24 protein-coding genes are annotated in these 17,131 nt (G+C 54.0%); all 24 read left to right on the top strand.

Annotation, left to right across the window (positions count from 1 at the left end; translation table 11 throughout):
- Positions 1 to 46: 46 nt before the first annotated feature.
- The 24 genes from B3X29_RS15260 (at position 47) to gpG (ending at position 17,127) form a co-directional block, all read left to right on the top strand.
- Positions 47 to 868 carry a KilA-N domain-containing protein gene (locus B3X29_RS15260; RefSeq protein ID WP_290557446.1) on the top strand — a complete coding sequence of 274 codons (822 nt, stop codon included), beginning with the start codon at positions 47 to 49 and terminating at the stop codon, positions 866 to 868.
- A gap of 7 nt (positions 869 to 875) precedes the next feature.
- The gene (locus B3X29_RS15255) at positions 876 to 1,865 is read left to right on the top strand and encodes a DUF968 domain-containing protein (RefSeq protein WP_290557444.1); all 990 of its coding nucleotides are present in this window, start codon (positions 876 to 878) and stop codon (positions 1,863 to 1,865) included.
- 17 nt (positions 1,866 to 1,882) lie between these two features.
- Entirely contained in the window at positions 1,883 to 2,704 is an 822-nt protein-coding gene (locus B3X29_RS15250) for an antitermination protein (RefSeq protein ID WP_290557442.1), read from the top strand.
- A gap of 287 nt (positions 2,705 to 2,991) precedes the next feature.
- Positions 2,992 to 3,690 carry a hypothetical protein gene (locus B3X29_RS15245; RefSeq protein WP_290557440.1) on the top strand — a complete coding sequence of 233 codons (699 nt, stop codon included), beginning with the start codon at positions 2,992 to 2,994 and terminating at the stop codon, positions 3,688 to 3,690.
- 193 nt (positions 3,691 to 3,883) lie between these two features.
- Complete coding sequence (locus B3X29_RS15240) at positions 3,884 to 4,219, top strand: phage holin, lambda family (RefSeq protein WP_032651393.1); 336 nt, start codon at positions 3,884 to 3,886, stop codon at positions 4,217 to 4,219.
- 8 nt (positions 4,220 to 4,227) lie between these two features.
- Complete coding sequence (locus tag B3X29_RS15235) at positions 4,228 to 4,842, top strand: glycoside hydrolase family 19 protein (protein ID WP_290557438.1); 615 nt, start codon at positions 4,228 to 4,230, stop codon at positions 4,840 to 4,842.
- Positions 4,839 to 5,189: a hypothetical protein gene (locus tag B3X29_RS15230; protein WP_290557436.1), complete on the top strand. Its 351-nt coding sequence runs from the start codon at positions 4,839 to 4,841 to the stop codon at positions 5,187 to 5,189. The genes B3X29_RS15235 and B3X29_RS15230 overlap by 4 nt, the downstream gene beginning before the upstream one ends.
- A 162-nt stretch (positions 5,190 to 5,351) precedes the next feature.
- Positions 5,352 to 5,720 carry a hypothetical protein gene (locus B3X29_RS15225; protein ID WP_290557434.1) on the top strand — a complete coding sequence of 123 codons (369 nt, stop codon included), beginning with the start codon at positions 5,352 to 5,354 and terminating at the stop codon, positions 5,718 to 5,720.
- A 67-nt stretch (positions 5,721 to 5,787) separates the two neighbouring features.
- Positions 5,788 to 6,045, top strand: a complete 258-nt coding sequence (locus B3X29_RS15220) for a DUF7681 family protein (protein ID WP_290557432.1) — start codon at positions 5,788 to 5,790, stop codon at positions 6,043 to 6,045.
- Positions 6,046 to 6,125: 80 nt separating this feature from the next.
- Complete coding sequence (locus B3X29_RS15215; RefSeq protein WP_290557430.1) at positions 6,126 to 6,671, top strand: hypothetical protein; 546 nt, start codon at positions 6,126 to 6,128, stop codon at positions 6,669 to 6,671.
- A gap of 194 nt (positions 6,672 to 6,865) precedes the next feature.
- On the top strand, positions 6,866 to 7,111 hold the full coding sequence (locus B3X29_RS15210) for a hypothetical protein (RefSeq protein WP_290557428.1): 246 nt from the start codon (positions 6,866 to 6,868) through the stop codon (positions 7,109 to 7,111).
- A gap of 58 nt (positions 7,112 to 7,169) precedes the next feature.
- Complete coding sequence (locus B3X29_RS15205) at positions 7,170 to 7,379, top strand: hypothetical protein (protein ID WP_290557426.1); 210 nt, start codon at positions 7,170 to 7,172, stop codon at positions 7,377 to 7,379.
- A 69-nt stretch (positions 7,380 to 7,448) separates the two neighbouring features.
- Complete coding sequence (locus B3X29_RS15200; protein ID WP_290557424.1) at positions 7,449 to 7,790, top strand: DUF2190 family protein; 342 nt, start codon at positions 7,449 to 7,451, stop codon at positions 7,788 to 7,790.
- Between the two features lie 241 nt (positions 7,791 to 8,031).
- Positions 8,032 to 8,520, top strand: a complete 489-nt coding sequence (locus B3X29_RS15195) for a DUF1441 family protein (protein ID WP_103179154.1) — start codon at positions 8,032 to 8,034, stop codon at positions 8,518 to 8,520.
- The gene (locus tag B3X29_RS15190; protein ID WP_290557421.1) at positions 8,520 to 10,622 is read left to right on the top strand and encodes a phage terminase large subunit family protein; all 2,103 of its coding nucleotides are present in this window, start codon (positions 8,520 to 8,522) and stop codon (positions 10,620 to 10,622) included. Before B3X29_RS15195 ends, B3X29_RS15190 begins: the two co-directional genes overlap by 1 nt.
- On the top strand, positions 10,619 to 10,840 hold the full coding sequence (locus B3X29_RS15185; RefSeq protein WP_039028987.1) for a hypothetical protein: 222 nt from the start codon (positions 10,619 to 10,621) through the stop codon (positions 10,838 to 10,840). Before B3X29_RS15190 ends, B3X29_RS15185 begins: the two co-directional genes overlap by 4 nt.
- A complete protein-coding gene (locus B3X29_RS15180; RefSeq protein WP_290557419.1) occupies positions 10,837 to 12,342 on the top strand; it encodes a phage portal protein in 1,506 nt (501 codons plus the stop codon). Before B3X29_RS15185 ends, B3X29_RS15180 begins: the two co-directional genes overlap by 4 nt.
- Positions 12,343 to 12,352: 10 nt before the next feature.
- Positions 12,353 to 14,299: a ClpP-like prohead protease/major capsid protein fusion protein gene (locus B3X29_RS15175; RefSeq protein ID WP_409454959.1), complete on the top strand. Its 1,947-nt coding sequence runs from the start codon at positions 12,353 to 12,355 to the stop codon at positions 14,297 to 14,299.
- A 79-nt stretch (positions 14,300 to 14,378) separates the two neighbouring features.
- Positions 14,379 to 14,702: a DUF2190 family protein gene (locus tag B3X29_RS15170; protein ID WP_290557415.1), complete on the top strand. Its 324-nt coding sequence runs from the start codon at positions 14,379 to 14,381 to the stop codon at positions 14,700 to 14,702.
- Positions 14,695 to 14,970 carry an ATP-binding protein gene (locus B3X29_RS15165; protein ID WP_097495892.1) on the top strand — a complete coding sequence of 92 codons (276 nt, stop codon included), beginning with the start codon at positions 14,695 to 14,697 and terminating at the stop codon, positions 14,968 to 14,970. Before B3X29_RS15170 ends, B3X29_RS15165 begins: the two co-directional genes overlap by 8 nt.
- A gap of 10 nt (positions 14,971 to 14,980) precedes the next feature.
- Positions 14,981 to 15,535: a phage tail protein gene (locus B3X29_RS15160; RefSeq protein ID WP_103179161.1), complete on the top strand. Its 555-nt coding sequence runs from the start codon at positions 14,981 to 14,983 to the stop codon at positions 15,533 to 15,535.
- Positions 15,532 to 15,930: a phage tail terminator protein gene (gpU, locus tag B3X29_RS15155; protein WP_290557411.1), complete on the top strand. Its 399-nt coding sequence runs from the start codon at positions 15,532 to 15,534 to the stop codon at positions 15,928 to 15,930. Before B3X29_RS15160 ends, gpU begins: the two co-directional genes overlap by 4 nt.
- A 7-nt stretch (positions 15,931 to 15,937) precedes the next feature.
- Positions 15,938 to 16,675, top strand: a complete 738-nt coding sequence (locus tag B3X29_RS15150; protein ID WP_290557409.1) for a phage tail protein — start codon at positions 15,938 to 15,940, stop codon at positions 16,673 to 16,675.
- A gap of 41 nt (positions 16,676 to 16,716) precedes the next feature.
- Positions 16,717 to 17,127 carry a phage tail assembly chaperone G gene (gene gpG, locus B3X29_RS15145; RefSeq protein ID WP_290557408.1) on the top strand — a complete coding sequence of 137 codons (411 nt, stop codon included), beginning with the start codon at positions 16,717 to 16,719 and terminating at the stop codon, positions 17,125 to 17,127.
- The last annotated feature ends 4 nt before the right edge of the window (positions 17,128 to 17,131 follow it).

Below are 17,131 nucleotides of genomic sequence, written 5' to 3'. Positions count from 1 at the left end.
GAAGCGGGCGTGCAGGCCCCTCGCAATACAATCAGTGGAGAACAAAATGAGTCAATTGCTCGTGATTGATGGCGTTTCCGTACGCCAGTTTTTTGAATTTAATTATTGCCTCAACGATCTGCAGAAGGCAGCCGTCAGCGCCCATGGTGAAACCCGTTCACCTCGCTCTATGGAGGTCTATGAATTTATGCGCAGACCCGAGACGCAGGCTCTTGTCGATTTGCTTGAAAAAGAAACTACGGGAAATTCCCGTAGCGCTCCAGTTATAACAATCCAGGGGCGCAATGGCGGTACTTACGTCTGTAAAGAGCTGGTTTATGCTTACGCCATGTGGATCAGCCCATCATTTCACCTTAAGGTAATTCGTACTTTTGACAGGGTGGTAAGCCAACCTGAACCAGCTTCAAGCGTCGCCGCTGATAAAATGCAGGCTGGCGTTATCCTGCTCGATTTTATGCAGCGATCTCTTAACCTTTCCAATTCCTCTGTGCTTGGAGCGTGCCAGAAGCTGCAGGATGCAGTTGGTCTGCCGAACCTTGCCCCGCAGTACGCCATTGATGCCCCTGCTGGTGCTCCTGATGGCTCCAGCCGGCCTACGCAATCCCTGAGTGCGTTGCTCAAAGCTAACGGCATCCGTATGTCGGCAACCCTGGCTTACCAGCAACTGGCGAAGCTGGGGATCGTTGAGCAGAAAGAACGCCGCAGCCGGTCAGGTGCTAATGGCATCAAACGCTTCTGGGCGATGACAGCGAAAGGCTGTATGTACGGCAAAAACATCACCAGCCCGGCAAACCCACGCGAAACGCAGCCGCATTTCTTCGAGTCAAAATTTCCGGAGCTGTTGCGCCTGCTCGAAACCGTGCATTGAGGTATCTGTGAGAGCGTTACTAACCCCTGTCGTCATAAAAGAGTTCGGGATCGTGGCGTTCCGGCCTGGTCCTGAGCTTATGCCGCATTTCCATCGCGGTCGCATTCTTCTGGAGAACGAGCCGGAGCGCCTGGCGGGGCTACCAATCGGGGAGATCCCGGCGGCGCGACAGCCGCTGGCGGAGGACCCGGCAATGGTGCCCGTGTTTGAGCATGCCGATGTGATTAGGCGGGCCGGTGGCCTGTCATGTCTCGAAGGCTGGCTGTTGCGGGAATCCGGCTGCCAGTACCGGCACGGCGACTACCACCACCACGAAATGGTCACCATGCGACATGCGCCCGGCGTGCTGCGGCTGTGCTGGGCCTGCGATGTCCGGGTGCGGGAGCAATTTACTAACGAACTGGCGGGCATTGCGCGGGAGAACCTGGTAGCCTGGCTACTGTCGGTTGTTCGCGTGGGGCTGGGTTTCGATGATTTGCACGCGGTGACCCTGCCAGAACTGTGCTGGTGGCTGACGCTTAACAACCTGGCGCATGTCATACCTGAGACGGTGGCGCGCAAGGTCCTGCGTATCCCGGCCGAGAAAATGCAGTCGGTGATGCGTGAGGCTGACATTGTGCCGTCGGTACCGCCCACCAGCATCGTAGAGGAGGCCGTTAAAAAGGTGCTGGCGCTGCAGGTGGATCCGGAGACGCCGGAATCCTTCATGTTGAGGCCAAAGCGCCGACGCTGGCAAAACGAGAAATACACCCGCTGGGTAAAGGCGCAGCAGTGCGCATGTTGCCAGAACCCGGCAGACGACCCCCACCACCTGATCGGCCACGGCATGGGTGGCATGGGCACCAAAGCGCATGATTTGTTCGTGATTCCGCTGTGCAGGGCGCATCACGACGAATTGCACGCTGACGCTGTGGCATTTGAAGCGAAGTACGGCACGCAGCCGGAGCTGCTGTTGAAAACATTAGACCGGGCGCTGGCCATCGGCGCACTGGCGTAGACGGAGTGGAGAACGCTATGAATCTGGACGGAGTTTTAAAGTTTTTTGCACCGAAAGGGATGCACATCTCTGATAGCGTGCGCGCAACCGCGGGCGATCAGTTAACGGTAACCGACATCATGGCGGCGCTGGGCATGACCCAAGCCGACGCCGGGATCGGTTTGGCTATGTACCTGGGGAAGGCAGGTATCAGCCCACAGGATAAAGAAGCCGCTATCAACTGGCTGACGGAGTACGCCAAGCAGCACGCACCAATGGCCGTGCGTAAAGCAGCTGGTAAAAAGTTTCCTCTCTGCATGCGGATCCTCGCCAGATTCGCATTCAAGGATTACGCCTCATCAGCTGCTGACAGTACCGATTGCCAGAAATGCCGGGGCAAGGGCTTTATTACCAGAACCAGCGTGATCACCAAAAGCCATTACACGATGCGCCTGCCTCAATTTGCCAAGGATCTGGGCCAGTCTCCATCTGATTTTGAAGTCTTCCGCGAGGTAAAGGACGTGGAACACCAGCTGTGCGGCAAGTGCAACGGAACCGGCCAGATCAGTAAGCGCTGCCAGTGTGGCGGATCTGGTCAAACCCTCGACCGAAAGCAAACTGAGTTGCAGGGCGCGCCAGTCTATAAGGAGTGCAAACGGTGTGAGGGGCGAGGGTACAGCAGGCCGAAATCATCGGTGGCGTATCGCGGCGTTCTGGCCGAGCTGGACAGTCTTCCTGATCGCACCTGGCGATACAGCTGGAAGCCATTCTATGAAAGCCTGGTGACGAAATGCTTTCAGGAAGAGAGCAACGCAGATGCGGAACTCAAAAAAGTAACAAAAGGGCAAGGTTTGCTCTAAATCTCATATTTTGGCGTCACGTTACTTGCAATATTGCCGTTTTTGTGTAAATTTGACGTTAACGATGGGCATTGTATGTTCACAGTTAAGAAACCCGCCACTGAGCGGGTTTTTTCGTGTTGTAGCTTTTTGTGAGCTGATTGAATTCTTGAAGAATATAGATGCTTTATCCATTTAGCTCGCTAATCCTTTCATAATTTTTAATTTGTAATAAATGTAGTATCTTGTCCCTAATTATTAATTGATTTAAACATAGGGGGCATCGCATGAGAGTCACGGCGTTATGCATGGAATGTCATAAGGAATTTGGACATCCAAGTGTTGAAATTTTTAATTTGCCGTATTATGAAAACCGAATTGCTATTGTGGAATGTTCACATGGGCATAAAAGCGCGCTGGTGCTACAGAGCCAAAAATTTGAGGTTCTTATGGAATCAGGAGCTAGTGCCCTTTTAAATGGGTTTACTTTGGAGGCATGTGCCACCTTTTACGCGGCGCTTGAGCGAACCTATGAATTTGCAATTCGCGTTTTTATGCGTGCTAAACAGATAGATGATGAATCATTTGCAGGCATGTTCAAAGAGATGGCTAGAATGTCTGAAAGGCAGGTTGGCGCATTTATGGCCCTTTACCTGCTAGCAACAGGAAATGTTTATAGAATAGATACTAAACTCTCTACATTTAGAAATGGTATAATACATAAAGGGATAATACCTAACCCAGAGGAAGCTGGTGATTTTTGCGCGGTCGTTTACACAAAAATTATAGATATTATTAATGTGTTAAAAGATGATTTTCCCGAGCATGTAACAGAGGTTGTTGCAGCTGATATGTTTGAGAGGCAGTCTTCATTAGATATTAATATGCCTAAAGCCACAACGACTGGAACGATTTTTTTCAACTTGTCATTTTCAGGCGATGAAAAAAATTTCCACGAAGCTATGGAAAATTTCAAAGATGCAGCGCAACGGCTACAAATGTTGTGAGAACAATTTATATCTATAAATGATGATTCTTAGAAAATATTCCTAAGCACTCACTTGCAATATAAAAGGCCAGCATAAAATCTGGCCTTTTATATTGCAGATTTCTGATACTTCCATTTCAAGACTTTAAAAATTACACGTAATAATTTGAATCATTCCCACACAACACCCGCGAACCTGCGAGGTGAGAGATATGAAAATGCATAATGACCCCCACTCCTGGACGGAGTTAATCGATCTACTCCACAGCTGGTGGCGTGGTGAAACACCCATTGGCGCTGTGCTGCTGTCAGTTGTAATGGCAGTGCTAAGAATTGCTTACGGCGGAGGTGGCTGGAAAAAGATGCTGCTGGAAGGGCTGATGTGCGGTGCCATGACATTGACCGCTGTATCCGCTCTGGATTACGTAAACCTTCCTCAATCTCTCTCCATCGCTATCGGCGGGGCGCTGGGCTTTGTCGGCGTCGAGCAAGTCCGTTCTGTAGCAAACCGAGTTATCAACGTCCGCTTTGGTGGTGACACCAAGTAAGGAACCCTATGAATCAGGCACAATTTCAGAAGGCGGCTGGGCTAAGCGCCGGGTTAGCTACGCGCTGGTATCCAGACATCGACGCGGCAATGAAAGAGTTCGGCATCACCGCCGTTAACGATCAGGCCATGTTCATCGCGCAGCTGGGCCACGAGTCGGCAGGCTTTACCTCGCTGGTGGAGAACTTCAACTACTCGGTAGACGGCCTGAAGAAAACTTTCGGTAAGCGCCTGACGCCGTACCAGTGCGAGATGCTGGGCCGTGTTGACGGTAAGCAGAACGCCCACCAGCCGCAGATCGCAAACCTAGTATACGGTGGCCGCATGGGCAACATTGCCGAGGGCGACGGCTGGAAATATCGTGGTCGTGGTCTGTTGCAGATCACCGGGCGTGAGAACTACACCAAATGTGGAGTTGCCCTGAGGCTGGATCTGGTAAGCACGCCGGAGCTGTTGGTACAGGAGCGGCACGCGGCCCGTTCGGCGGCCTGGTTCTTTGCGTTACGCGGTTGCCTGCTTTACTCCGGCGATATTGTGCGGGTCACACAGATCATCAACGGCGGACAGAATGGGCTGGCTGACCGGAAGGTGCGTTACAGTCGGGCGCTGGCGGCGCTGTCATGAAGCTGCGTTACGTTCTGCTGGCGCTGGTGGTCACTGTCTCGGTTACCGGGACGATCGCCTGGCGTTCTGGCTGGAGTGCGCACGCTGACCATATCAATGCGCTGGCGGCGAAGAAGAAGGATAAAGCCGAGAAGATTATTCAGCCTGTTGAAGCGAAAGCCGCTGCGGCCACCGCCGAAAGCAAAGTGATTTACCGGACCATTACACGCGACGTGGTGAAATATGTTCAGTCTCCGGATCGTACTGTGTGCCAGTTTGACGATGATGCTGTGCAGCTGCGCCAGCGTGCAATCGACGCTGCCAACTCCATCAGCGGATTTGATGCAGGAGCCGTGCCGGGCAAGTGATGCTGGCACCAATAGCGACGAAGACCTGCAGGCGGATATAGAAACTGCCGAATGTCTGCGCCAGCTCCGGCTCGACAAGTATCGCTGGCAATCTTGGTACAATGCAGTGAAATGACTACAGAGCTTGTGGTAACGTCGGATTTTAAACCATGGAAATCCGCAATGAGTGCTCTATCGATTTTGACCGCAGTTAGTAGATTCATTAATCAGTTTCAGGCTCGAAAAAGCGACCAAACAAGCGAAGCAATAAGGGCTGTTCTAAAAGCGCTACATGAATCTGAGAAATATTTTATTTGTCTCGAAAAAGGGGCCTCTCGAGACACTGGGAAAGAGCATGATATATCTAATTTATGGATAGAGGCCGCAGAACCGGTAAGGCGAGTGGACCGTGAGTTCTCTGACTGGTGCAGATTTAAGGCGAAGTATTGGCTGACTAGGGATAGTTATACAGCCGATGATATCAAGCAGCTGAATATCGGTCTGGATACAATGAATAGAAGATTGCATAAGCTGATGGATGAAGAAAGTTGACTCTTAATCTCTGCTTTTATAAAGAAGCCCTGCATTTGCGGGGCTTTTTACTAACTGAGGAAACCTGATGAACGAAGCAAAACCGCAGGATGGCAGTACCGTTAAAGGCTACCGAGAACTGTCATTTGGTGAAATTGGCAAGATGAACCAGTTTAAGGATCTCAGCCGCCAGTTTATTAAGTTGCTGCGTGAGCATGTAGGTGATGTACAACGCACTCCTCACGACTGGGAAGCTGTTGAGTGGATACGCCAGGCAGAGCTCGATATGAAGCGAGCCTGTATGGCCGCCTGCCGCTCAGTGGCGAGACCTGACGACGATTGCTAAGGCATTACAGCAGGCATTCACTGAGTGCCTGAGATAATGCTTTTGGTTACAATAGCTTCACTAAATATGGTGAGGTGAAAATGGATACAGATTTAATTGCCTTCGAAACCCTAATAGCGGCTCAAGAGACAGCAAAATGGACCTATTGGATGATGTTTGCCACATGGTTTGCTGGTGCTGCGACGTTTTCTGCTGTTGTGTTAACGCTTTATATTGCCAATCGGAAACCCGTTCCATCACTTAAAATCACTGCCTCCAACGTAATAATTTCACCGTTGCCAGGTATTACCCAGCAAGGATACGGCATAACAGTGGCAAATATAGGAAGCTCAACTGCAGTTATAAGCTCAATTCACTGGGAATTCGGCGGTAAACAGAAGGTTGTACAATTTTTTGAACCTGGTGTATCAAGCCCGATGCCGAAAAAACTTGAGCATGGTGAGTCGGCATTCTTCTTTATTGAGCTTGATGATTTTTCAAGTTGGGTTAAATCAATGAAAACAAATATTCAAAATGCAGAAGGGTCGGTTAGTAAACTGAAAATCGTTGCTAACCTTTCTACTGGGCGCTCAGTGAAATGCAAGGCTGAGATGTCGTTAAGGAAGGCTTTAAACGAAATCACTTGAAAGCGATCTAGCAATTTTGATTTTAATGATTAGCTACTAGCTTTTGCTGGTGGCTTTTTTATTGCCATTACAATGGGCAGACCCATCGTAATGGCTGTAGCGGATAAATATCAAATATCCCCTACAGGGGATAAATGCGAATAGCCGCAGGCATTCACACAGTGCCAGTGATAATGCAATTCAGGGGTCAATTTATGCAAAAAATAAAAGTTACTATTGCTCGTCTCGAGGGGCACTGTGATGGCATCGTTCTCGGCACTCATGTCACTTTTCAGATTATCCAGAATGGATGCGTGCTTGCGCAGGACTCGTTATCTGGTAAAGCTACCCACCCCTTTTCTAAAACGTATGATGTTAATGCCAGTGAAGAAGACATTTATGTAGTGCATGACCGCCATGATTTGAACTGGTTAACGATTACGGTAGAGCTTATTGAATAATATTTATTTTGCATTCTCAATTGCATAGCATGTCTCTGGGTACCCAAAGGAGATAACTATGTTTGTTGCAGAAGGCTTAAAGCCTGACCTCGATAATAAAGGATGGGTTAAAGGCTGGGGAGTTGTTCGGAAATCCCCATGGCATTTAGTCGGTGTTTACGCCACCAAAGACGTTGCTGAAACAAAAGCAGCTTCCTCAGGGGAGGGCTATGAAGCGCACTATGGCTCACACCGATTAGGGAGTGATGACTTCATTCACGGCATGTGAGTGAAACACGCTAATGGTCTGGCCTCGCATTCGCGGGGCTTTTTTTATGCGCATTAATAGGTGCTTAATATGGCAAAGAACTACTACCAGGACGGCAATACCATGGACTGGCATAACGGGACAGCAAAAGCTGTGGTGTCTGGCCAGCCGGTGGTTGTTGGTGCGATAACCGGTATTGCTCAGCATGATATTGCTGTAGACAGCGATGGTGTGCTGATGATGACCGGGGTGTTTGTCTTGCCGAAGGTGGCAACGGAGACCTGGCAGCGTGGCGCACGCCTCTGGCTGACGAAAGATGGCAAACTGACCAGCAGCGCGAAGGATGGTTCGGATGATAACGCCGTGGCAGGCACTGCATGGATCACCACGAATGCCAACGAAGCAGAGGGGCGTGTGCGTCTCGGCTTCTGACCAGCGCCACCGGCCTCTGGCAGGCCTCAAGGCGGCCCAGCCCTCCCGGATTTCATGCAAATGACAATCATTATCATATCGATGGGTCCTCCCGGAGGGGGAGCCTGCCACGAGGCGGCGGGCACGCGGAAAACGGCTAGTTTTCGTGATCCAGGGTCATCATCATCATGTGCATAACTGTATGATTTTTATCAGTGACGTTTTGCAATGATGTCGAATCGTTCAAAAAGTGTTCACCATCATGGACCAGGAACTCTCCACCCTGAAGCTGAACATCAATCAGCTGGCAGGGATCACCGGCGTTCATCGCCAGACTGTTGCCGCCAGGCTTAAGCAAGTCGAGCCTGCACTGGGCAGCAACAACAAACTCAAACTCTATCTCATCACCGATGTGCTGACCGAGCTGATGGCACCCGTCGTCGCGTCCAGCGCCGAAGATATGACGCCCTCGGACAGGCTCGCCCACTGGAAAGCGGAAAACGAGCGGCTCAAATTCGAGCAGGATACCGGCCAGTTAATCCCGGCTGATGAGGTGGCCCGTGAATTTTCTGTCATGGCAAAAGCTGTGGTGCAGGTGCTGGAAACGCTGCCGGATATTCTGGAGCGTGACTGCGCGCTTAACCCCGCAGCTGTCAGCCGAGTGCAGAGTGTGATTGACGATCTTCGCGACCAGATTGCGCAGCGCGTGCTGGACGCAGAACCGGAGGAGGATGAGCCAGAGGAGGACTGATGGCGAAGCGGGCATCTGCCCGGGGGATCCGAAAGGATGTCCCTGGAATACTTCGTGCCCCACGCCGCATGCTGGTGGCCGATGCAGTCAGTAAATTTATGCGCGTGCCAATGGGTGCCGGTAACTCCGTTCCCTGGGATCCGAACCTGGCTCCGTATGTACTCGAGCCAATGAACTGCCTGGCGTCGCGCGAGTATGACGCAGTGGTGTTTGTCGGCCCGGCGCGAACCGGGAAGACGATTGGCCTGATTGATGGGTGGGTAGTTTATAACGTGGTCTGCGACCCGTCTGACATGCTGATTATTCAGATGACAGAGGAAAAGGCCCGCGAGCACTCGAAGAAACGACTGGATCGCACGTTCCGTTGCAGTCCGGAAGTGGCAACCCGCCTGAGTCCCCGCAGGAACGATAATAACGTTTACGACAGGACATTCAGGGCGGGTAACTATCTCAAGATAGGCTGGCCATCGGTCAATATCATGTCCTCGTCGGATTACAAGTGCGTCGCCCTGACCGATTATGACCGCTTCCCGGAGGATATCGACGGGGAAGGTGATGCATTTTCCCTGGCCTCCAAGCGTACCACCACGTTTATGTCGTCCGGCATGACGCTGGTGGAGAGTTCACCAGGCCGGGACATCCGCGATACGAAGTGGCGCCGGAGCTCGGCGCATGAAGCTCCGCCAACAACCGGCATTCTGTCACTGTACAACCGCGGCGACCGCCGGCGCTGGTACTGGCCATGTCCACATTGTGGTGAGTTTTTCCAGCCAGAGATGACGGCGATGACCGGTTACCGGGAAATCAGCGATCCGGTAAAGGCCAGCGAAGCGGCCTGTATCCATTGCCCTTCCTGCTCCGGGGTGATCACCGCCGACCAGAAACGTTCCCTGAATATGAAAGGTGTCTGGCTGCGTGAGGATCAGCAGATCGACAGCAGCGGAACAATAACGGGTGCCGGACGGCGGTCGCGTATCGCATCGTTCTGGATGGAAGGCCCGGCAGCTGCATATCAGACCTGGGCCCAACTGGTTTACAAACTGCTGACCGCTGAACAGGAGTACGAAGCGACCGGCAGCGAAGAAACGCTGAAGACGGTCATTAACACCGACTGGGGACTCCCGTATCTCCCGCGCTCAAGTATTGAGCAACGCAAAGGTGACGAACTGCTGCAGCGCGCCGAACCGGTTGAACGGCGGCGCGTGCCTGCTGGCGTCAACTTCCTGGTGGCGACCGTCGATGTTCAGGGCGGTAAAAACCGGCGATTTGTGGTGCAGGTTGTTGGCTACGGCGCCCACGGCGAGCGGTGGGTGGTTGACCGGTACAACATCATGCAGTCGATGCGCACCACGCCCGATGGTGAAAGCTACCACATAGATCCTGCCAGCTACCCGGAGGACTGGGATCTGCTGCGCACCGATGTGCTGGAGAAAACCTGGGCGCTTGATGGCGAACCGGGCAAGCGAATGAGCCTCCTGGCCATGGCCGTCGACTCCGGTGGTGAAGATGGCGTTACCGACAATGCCTATGAGTTCTGGCGGCGCTGTCGCCGTGACGGTCTGCAGCGCAAAGTCTGGCTTTTCAAGGGTGACAGCCAGACCCGGGCGAAGCTGATTACCAAAACCTACCCGGATAACACCGGGCGTTCTGCCCGGCGCGCGAAGGCGGCCGGTGATGTCCCTCTCTACCTTCTCCAGACAAACGCACTGAAAGACCGGATCAACAACGCGCTGTGGCGCGATGTGCCGGGGCCGAACTACGTGCATTTCCCTGACTGGCTGGGAGGGTGGTTTTACGACGAACTGACCTATGAGGAGCGATCAGCTGATGGGAAATGGACGAAGCCTGGTAAGGGGGCTAACGAAGCGTTTGACCTTATGGTTTACGCGCATGCCCTGGTCATTCTTCATGGTTACGAAAAAATTAAGTGGCCTGATGCGCCTGAGTGGGCGCGCCGGGAGAGTTATCTGGTGGTTGAGCCATCGCCAGACGCGCCTCCAGTGGCACCGCCGCCGGTTGCAAAACCGCCAGTATCAGAGCCAAAGGCTACGAAGCCAGCCCGTGAATCGGCATGGTCATCATCATCAGGAGGCTGGGTGTGAATCTCAATGATATTCAGGACATGGTCCGCCGTTATACCGAAGCGGAAATGGCGGTCCTGCAGGGCAAGTCCATCACGTTTAATGGTCAGCAGATGACCATGGAGAACCTGAGCGAGATACGAAAAGGCCGTCAGGAGTGGGAGCGAAAAGAGGCTGCTGCCGTGGCTGCCGCAACGGGCAGGGGTGGCTCCTTTAAACTGGCGAGGTTCCCGCGATGAGCGCCCTGGATAATCTGATAGGTGTATTTTCCCCGGGCTGGAAAGCGGAGCGCCTTAAGTCGCGCATGATGATCCAGGCGTATGAGGCTGTCATTCCTACCCGGACGCACCGGGCAAAACGCGAAAACCGCTCCGCGAATCAGCTGACGCAATTCGGCGGGCGATCGCTGCGCGAACAAGCCCGGTGGCTGGACTGTAACCACGATCTGGTGATCGGCATCCTTGATAAACTCGAAGAGCGCATTGTGGGGGCAAAAGGCATCATCGTGGAGCCGCAGCCCCTGATGAGTAACGGCGGCATCGCTACAGACCTTGCTACACAGATCCGCGCCAAATGGGCGGAGTGGTCCGTTTCTCCGGATGTTACCGGGCAGTTTACCCGACCAGTGCTTGAGCGCCTGATGTGCCGGACCTGGTTACGTGACGGCGAGGTGTTCGCGCAACTGGTCAGTGGCACCGGGAACGGTCTGTCGCCTGTGGCAGACATTCCTTTCTGGATTGAGGCGCTGGAACCGGATTTTGTGCCGATGGAGCGGACAGAGCCGGGTCAGAAGTTGTGCCAGGGCATTTACCTGAATGACTGGGGCCGCCCGACCCGATATATGGTCTACAAAAACCTGCCGGCGGAAGGCATGCGCCAGGGAGATACCAAGGATATTCAGGCGGAGAACATGCTTCACCTGAAGTTTATGCGCCGCCTGCATCAAATTAGAGGTAACTCGCTGCTTGCCGGGGTGCTGATGCGTCTTTCGGCGCTGAAGGAGTACGAGGACGCTGAACTGACCGCTGCCCGCATTGCTGCGGCACTGGGCATGTTCATCAAGAAAGGTGATGGTCAGTCGTATCCGGAAGACAGCGCGCAGGGCTCCCGGGAACTGAACATTGAACCCGGCATGCTGTTTGACGATCTCCGCCCGGGTGAAGATATCGGGATGATCAAGTCAGACCGACCAAATCCCAACCTCGAAACTTTCCGTAATGGCCAGCTACGAGCTGTAGCCGCCGGTTCGCGCGGTAGCTTTTCAAGTATCGCCCGTAACTACGACGGAACATACAGCGCGCAGCGCCAGGAGCTGGTGGAGTCAACCGAAGGCTATTTCATTCTTCAGGACGCATTCATCGCTGCGATCACACGACCTATGTACCGGGCCTGGCTCAGGATGGCGATTGCTTCAGGCGAGATCACGGTCCCGAAAAATGTCGATAAAGCCACGCTCTTTAGCGCCGTGTTCTCCGGGCCCGTTATGCCCTGGATTGACCCGGTCAAAGAGGCGAACGCCTGGAAAATTCTGCTGCGTGGCGGTGCTGCGACAGAGAGTGAATGGGTGCGCGCCCGCGGCGCAAATCCTGATGATGTTAAGCGCCGCCGTAAGGCGGAGGTTGACGAGAACCGTAAACAGGGGCTGGTGTTTGATACCGACCCGGCAAATGACAAAGGAGACACTCGTGTCCAGGAAGCAAAACCGGGTAAAGAACCGCCCGAAAGCCCAGGCAAAAAATAGCTGGTTCCGTATGCAGGCCAGTTCGGAAAACGAAGCTGAGATCTATATCTACGACGAGATCGGCTACTGGGGGGTAACGGCGAAGCAGTTCGTCGCAAACCTTAAGGCGCTGGGCAACGTCAACCACATCAAATTACACATCAACTCCCCTGGTGGCGATGTCTTTGACGGTATCGCCATTTTTAATGCCCTGAAATTCCACGGCGCGGCGATCACCGTTTATATCGACGGTCTGGCTGCCTCAATGGCATCAGTTATCGCCATGGTAGGAAACCCGGTCATCATGCCGGAAAACACCATGATGATGATCCACAAGCCGTGGGGTTTTGCTGGTGGTGATGCTGATGACATGCGCGACTATGCCGACCTGCTCGACAAAGTGGAGTCGGTGTTGATCCCGGCATACGCGCAGAAGACGGGCAAAAGCACCGAAGAAATTGCGGCAATGCTGGAGGATGAGACCTGGCTCTCCGGCACTGAATGTCTGGAGCTGGGCTTCGCTGACCAGGTCACACCATCCTTGCAGGCAATGGCCTGCATCCATTCGAAACGTATTGAGGAATTTGAAAAGATGCCAAACAGCATTCGCAACATGGTCACCCCGCCGCGCAATACCGCTACGCGCGAAACACAGCAGCCAACTGCCACCCAGCCGGCTCCGGCGGCAGGTGCCAGCGAAACAGATATCCGTGCGCAGGTTATTGCGGAGCAAAAGGCACGCGTGAACGGTATTCAGGACCTCTTCGCCATGTTCGGCGGAAAGCATCAGGAGCTGCAGGCTAAATGTATTGCCGATCCAGAGTGCTCGGTCAGCCAGGCGAAAGATGTTCTTCTGGCAGAGCTCGGTAAAAATGCCACGCCGTCCAACACCACTACGCAGGGTCAGGCCCATGTGTATGCCGGGAACGGTAACTTTGTTGGCGACGGGATCCGCCAGGCGCTGATGGCGCGTGCCGGTTATGAAAATGTTGAGCGTGACAACGTCTATAACGGTATGACGCTGCGCGAATACGCCCGCATGTCCCTGACCGAGCGCGGCATCGGGGTCTCCAGTTACAACCCGATGCAGATGGTTGGTTTTGCGCTGACGCACAGCACCTCCGATTATGGCAATATCCTGCTCGATGTCGCCAACAAAGCGCTGTTGCAGGGCTGGGATGAAGCGGCTGAGACCTTTGAACTCTGGACCAAAAAAGGCCAGCTGTCTGACTTCAAAACGGCGCATCGCGTCGGCATGGGCGGCTTCCCGTCCCTGCGTCAGGTGCGAGAGGGCGCGGAGTATAAGTACATCACCACTCAGGATAAGGGTGAAACCATCGCGCTGGCCACTTACGGTGAGATCTTCTCCATCACCCGCCAGGCCATTATCAACGATGACCTGAACCAGCTGACTGACGTTCCGATGAAGATGGGCCGCGCTGCAAAAGCCACTATCGGTGACCTGGTCTACGCCGTGCTGACCGGTAACGGAAAACTTTCAGATGGCAAGGCGCTCTTCCATGCTGACCATGCCAACCTTTCAGCTGGCGCCATCAGCGTTGACAGCCTGGATAAGGCCCGCCAGAACATGCGCAAGCAGAAAGAGGGCGAGCGCGCCCTGAACATTCGTCCGGCCTACATGCTGGTTCCGGTGGGTCTGGAAACATTAGCCAGCCAGACCATTAAGTCAGCAAGCGTGAAAGGGGCTGATATCAATGCCGGCGTGGTGAACCCGCTGCAGAACTTTGCCGAAGTGATCGCAGAAGCGCGTCTGGATGACGCCGACCCGGCGGCCTGGTATCTGGCTGCCGCACAGGGCACCGATACCATCGAAGTGGCGTACCTCAATGGCATTGATGCCCCGTACATTGACCAGCAGGAAGGTTTCACCACTGATGGGGTTGCGACGAAAGTCCGCATCGATGCTGGTGTGGCGCCGCTGGATTATCGCGGTCTGGCGAAATCATCCGGTAAGTAATCCCCAAAAAATGAACCGGCCCGTAAGGGCTTTTTTTATATCTGCAACATGGCCCCGGCAGGGGCCATACGGAGAGCTCATGAAGAATTTCGTACAGGATGGTCACACTATTGATTTGACCAACTCGGGTTCGGCGGTGATCACCAGTGGCACGCCGGTTGCCGTGGGTGATGTTCTGGCGATCGCTATCGCTGATATTGCCGTCGGCGAAACTGGTACGTGCCTCACCAGTGGCGTCGTTCAGTTGCCGAAGCTGGCGGCGGATGATATCGCCCAGGGCAAGACCGTGTACTTCAAAAGCGGGAAAGTGCAACTGGAGGCCACCGGCGCGACACCGGCCGGGAAAGCCTGGCAGGCTGCCGGTGCGAACGTCGCCGCCGTACTGGTTAAGCTCAATGGCTAACCCCTTCGACGCGATGGTGGCCCGTATGGACGCGGCCACCGTCAATCTGATGGCTGATAAGGTCACGATCAACGGGGTCATTTTTGATGCTGTAGAAAGCCAGTTTGTCGCAGAAATGGGGCCGCTGGTGGGGGATGGCCTGTCACTGGTGGTGTTCTCCCCGGCAGTGTCGCCACGCAAAGGCGATGTCATTCACTGGAAGGGCCAGGACTACACCGTTACCCGCAAACAGTTGTTCAACGGTAAGCCACAGATCTGGATTGAGTAATGGAGGCTCTATGTCCATTAAAGGGCTCGAACAGGCGATCGCTAACCTGGAAAGCATCAGCAAAACCGCTGTGCCACGTGCATCCTCTCAGGCGGTGAACCGTGTGGCTACCCGGGCGATATCCCGCAGCACCCGTCAGGTTGCGAAGGAAACCCGGGTGCAGCGAAAACTCGTCAATCAGCGTGCACGCCTGAAGAAAGCCACGGTACGTAAACCGCAGGCCACTATTCGGGTCAATCGGGGCAACCTCCCGGCGATCAAGCTGGGTGTAGCCAGCGTCCGACTCTCCAGGCGAAAACGTGACAAAGCCGGTGTCCGAAGTGTTCTGGTCATCGGGCGGTTTCGCTTCCCGGGCGGATTCATTCAGCAGCTTAAAAACGGGCGCTGGCATGTCCTGCGGCGAACGACGAAAAGCCGCTATCCGCTCGAGGTGGTGAGCATTCCTCTGGCAGCGCCACTGACTGAGGCCTTTAAGCAGGAAAGCACCCGCCTGACTGCTACCGATCTTCCAAAAGAACTCTCTGCGGCTTTACGCAATCAACTGAGGATAATTCTGACCAAATGAAACATCCCCTGATCCGCCAGGCGGTGCTGGATGCCCTGAAAGCGGGCGTGACTGACCCTGTCACGTGGTCTGACGGCCGTCCCGCTGTACTTGAGTCCGAAGATCTCCCGGCTGTCGCCGTCTATATCACTGACGCCCAGTCTACGGAGGAATCCATCGACGAAGATATCTGGCGCGCCACGCTTCATATCGAGGTGTTCCTGAAAGCGAGCGAAACGGATACCGCGCTCGATACCTGGATGGAAAGCAAAATCTATCCCCAGCTCAGCGAACTCCCCGGCCTCATTCCCTTAATCGAAACCATGTCTGCTCAGGGCTATGACTATCAGCGAGATGATGAAATGGCGACGTGGGGATCGGCCGATCTCAGATACTCAATTTCATACGTAATGTGAGGTAATCATGCCAACACCAAGCCCGCTTGAACCCGTGAAAGGGGCAGGCACAACGTTCTGGCTCTACACAGGTACAGGCGATCCCTATGCCAACCCGGCCAGCGATACTGACTGGACCCGCACGGCCAAAATCAAAGACCTGACACCAGGTGAACTGACCGCAGAGTCCTATGACGACACCTACCTTGACGATCCGAACGCAGACTGGGCCAACACAGCGCAGGGCGAGAAGTCAGCCGGTGAGGCCAGTTTCACTCTGGCGTGGAAACCTGGTGAATCCGGGCAGCAATCGCTGGTGGACTGGTTCTACAGCGGCGATGTGCGCGCCTACAAAATTAAATACCCGAACGGGACGATCGACGTCTTTAAGGGCTGGGTCAGCAGTCTCGGAAAAACTATCCCGGCGAAGGAGGTCATCACCCGCAGCGTGAAGATCAGTAACAACGGCAAGCCATCGCTGGCAGAAGAAAGCCGTACCCCGGCCGTGGCCGTCACCGGCGTAACGCTCGACAAGTCTACCCTTGCGGTTGCTGTCGGCGCCAAAAACACAATCAATGTTACGGTCGCGCCTTCCGGTGCTACTGATAAAACCTTCCGTGTAGCCTCGTCTGATCCGGCAAAAGCGACTGTAACCGCCAGCGGTAACGTACTGACTGTGACGGGTGTTGCTGCAGGTACTGCTGAAATTATCGTGATGATGAACGATGGTCTGAAAGTCGCGATCTGCCCTGTCACCGTTTCCTGACCGGCGGGGCGCTTGCCCCGTCATTTTTACTGGAGCATCCCATGAGTTTTCTGAAATCAGAGCCATTTACTTTTAACGGCAACACCATTGAGTTGTTTGAGCTGTCCGCGCTCCAACGTATCGAGCATTTGCAGTACCTGGCGCTGGATGAGAAATCCCTGCCAAAAGACGAAGGGGAAGAGGGTTATCTACCGTTACGGGTTGCCAGCAATATCAGGCGTGGTGCCCGGCTGATCGCGATGTCACTGTGGCAGGGAGACACCTCAAAGAATGTTGATTCTCTGCACCATGAAGTTCTGTCCGGGTGGTCGCCAGCAATGATTGGTGCCGGAGAACACTTCGTTAAAAACCTCTCTGACATGCTGCCTGTACAGGAGCCAGAGCTGACCAGCGGTGAGGAAAACGCAGACCACGCTGCTGTGGATGAGGAAGTGAGCGCGGAAAAGCGTTAGCCGG

This window comes from Leclercia sp. UBA5076 (assembly GCF_002416465.1).
GTDB lineage: Bacteria > Pseudomonadota > Gammaproteobacteria > Enterobacterales > Enterobacteriaceae > Enterobacter.
Note: the sequence above shows the minus strand (reverse complement) of the source record. Positions and strands in the feature narration are given on the sequence as shown.

Bases quoted from the DNA above. Each gene is read 5' to 3' on its own strand.
- B3X29_RS15260 (WP_290557446.1), top strand. From the start codon at position 47: ATGAGTCAATTGCTCGTGATTGATGGCGTTTCCGTACGCCAGTTTTTT.
- B3X29_RS15250 (WP_290557442.1), top strand. From the start codon at position 1,883: ATGAATCTGGACGGAGTTTTAAAGTTTTTTGCACCGAAAGGGATGCAC.
- B3X29_RS15245 (WP_290557440.1), top strand. From the start codon at position 2,992: ATGGAATGTCATAAGGAATTTGGACATCCAAGTGTTGAAATTTTTAAT.
- B3X29_RS15240 (WP_032651393.1), top strand. From the start codon at position 3,884: ATGAAAATGCATAATGACCCCCACTCCTGGACGGAGTTAATCGATCTA.
- B3X29_RS15235 (WP_290557438.1), top strand. From the start codon at position 4,228: ATGAATCAGGCACAATTTCAGAAGGCGGCTGGGCTAAGCGCCGGGTTA.
- B3X29_RS15230 (WP_290557436.1), top strand. From the start codon at position 4,839: ATGAAGCTGCGTTACGTTCTGCTGGCGCTGGTGGTCACTGTCTCGGTT.
- B3X29_RS15225 (WP_290557434.1), top strand. From the start codon at position 5,352: ATGAGTGCTCTATCGATTTTGACCGCAGTTAGTAGATTCATTAATCAG.
- B3X29_RS15220 (WP_290557432.1), top strand. From the start codon at position 5,788: ATGAACGAAGCAAAACCGCAGGATGGCAGTACCGTTAAAGGCTACCGA.
- B3X29_RS15215 (WP_290557430.1), top strand. From the start codon at position 6,126: ATGGATACAGATTTAATTGCCTTCGAAACCCTAATAGCGGCTCAAGAG.
- B3X29_RS15210 (WP_290557428.1), top strand. From the start codon at position 6,866: ATGCAAAAAATAAAAGTTACTATTGCTCGTCTCGAGGGGCACTGTGAT.
- B3X29_RS15205 (WP_290557426.1), top strand. From the start codon at position 7,170: ATGTTTGTTGCAGAAGGCTTAAAGCCTGACCTCGATAATAAAGGATGG.
- B3X29_RS15200 (WP_290557424.1), top strand. From the start codon at position 7,449: ATGGCAAAGAACTACTACCAGGACGGCAATACCATGGACTGGCATAAC.
- B3X29_RS15195 (WP_103179154.1), top strand. From the start codon at position 8,032: ATGGACCAGGAACTCTCCACCCTGAAGCTGAACATCAATCAGCTGGCA.
- B3X29_RS15190 (WP_290557421.1), top strand. From the start codon at position 8,520: ATGGCGAAGCGGGCATCTGCCCGGGGGATCCGAAAGGATGTCCCTGGA.
- B3X29_RS15180 (WP_290557419.1), top strand. From the start codon at position 10,837: ATGAGCGCCCTGGATAATCTGATAGGTGTATTTTCCCCGGGCTGGAAA.
- B3X29_RS15175 (WP_409454959.1), top strand. From the start codon at position 12,353: ATGCAGGCCAGTTCGGAAAACGAAGCTGAGATCTATATCTACGACGAG.
- B3X29_RS15170 (WP_290557415.1), top strand. From the start codon at position 14,379: ATGAAGAATTTCGTACAGGATGGTCACACTATTGATTTGACCAACTCG.
- B3X29_RS15165 (WP_097495892.1), top strand. From the start codon at position 14,695: ATGGCTAACCCCTTCGACGCGATGGTGGCCCGTATGGACGCGGCCACC.
- B3X29_RS15160 (WP_103179161.1), top strand. From the start codon at position 14,981: ATGTCCATTAAAGGGCTCGAACAGGCGATCGCTAACCTGGAAAGCATC.
- gpU (WP_290557411.1), top strand. From the start codon at position 15,532: ATGAAACATCCCCTGATCCGCCAGGCGGTGCTGGATGCCCTGAAAGCG.
- B3X29_RS15150 (WP_290557409.1), top strand. From the start codon at position 15,938: ATGCCAACACCAAGCCCGCTTGAACCCGTGAAAGGGGCAGGCACAACG.
- gpG (WP_290557408.1), top strand. From the start codon at position 16,717: ATGAGTTTTCTGAAATCAGAGCCATTTACTTTTAACGGCAACACCATT.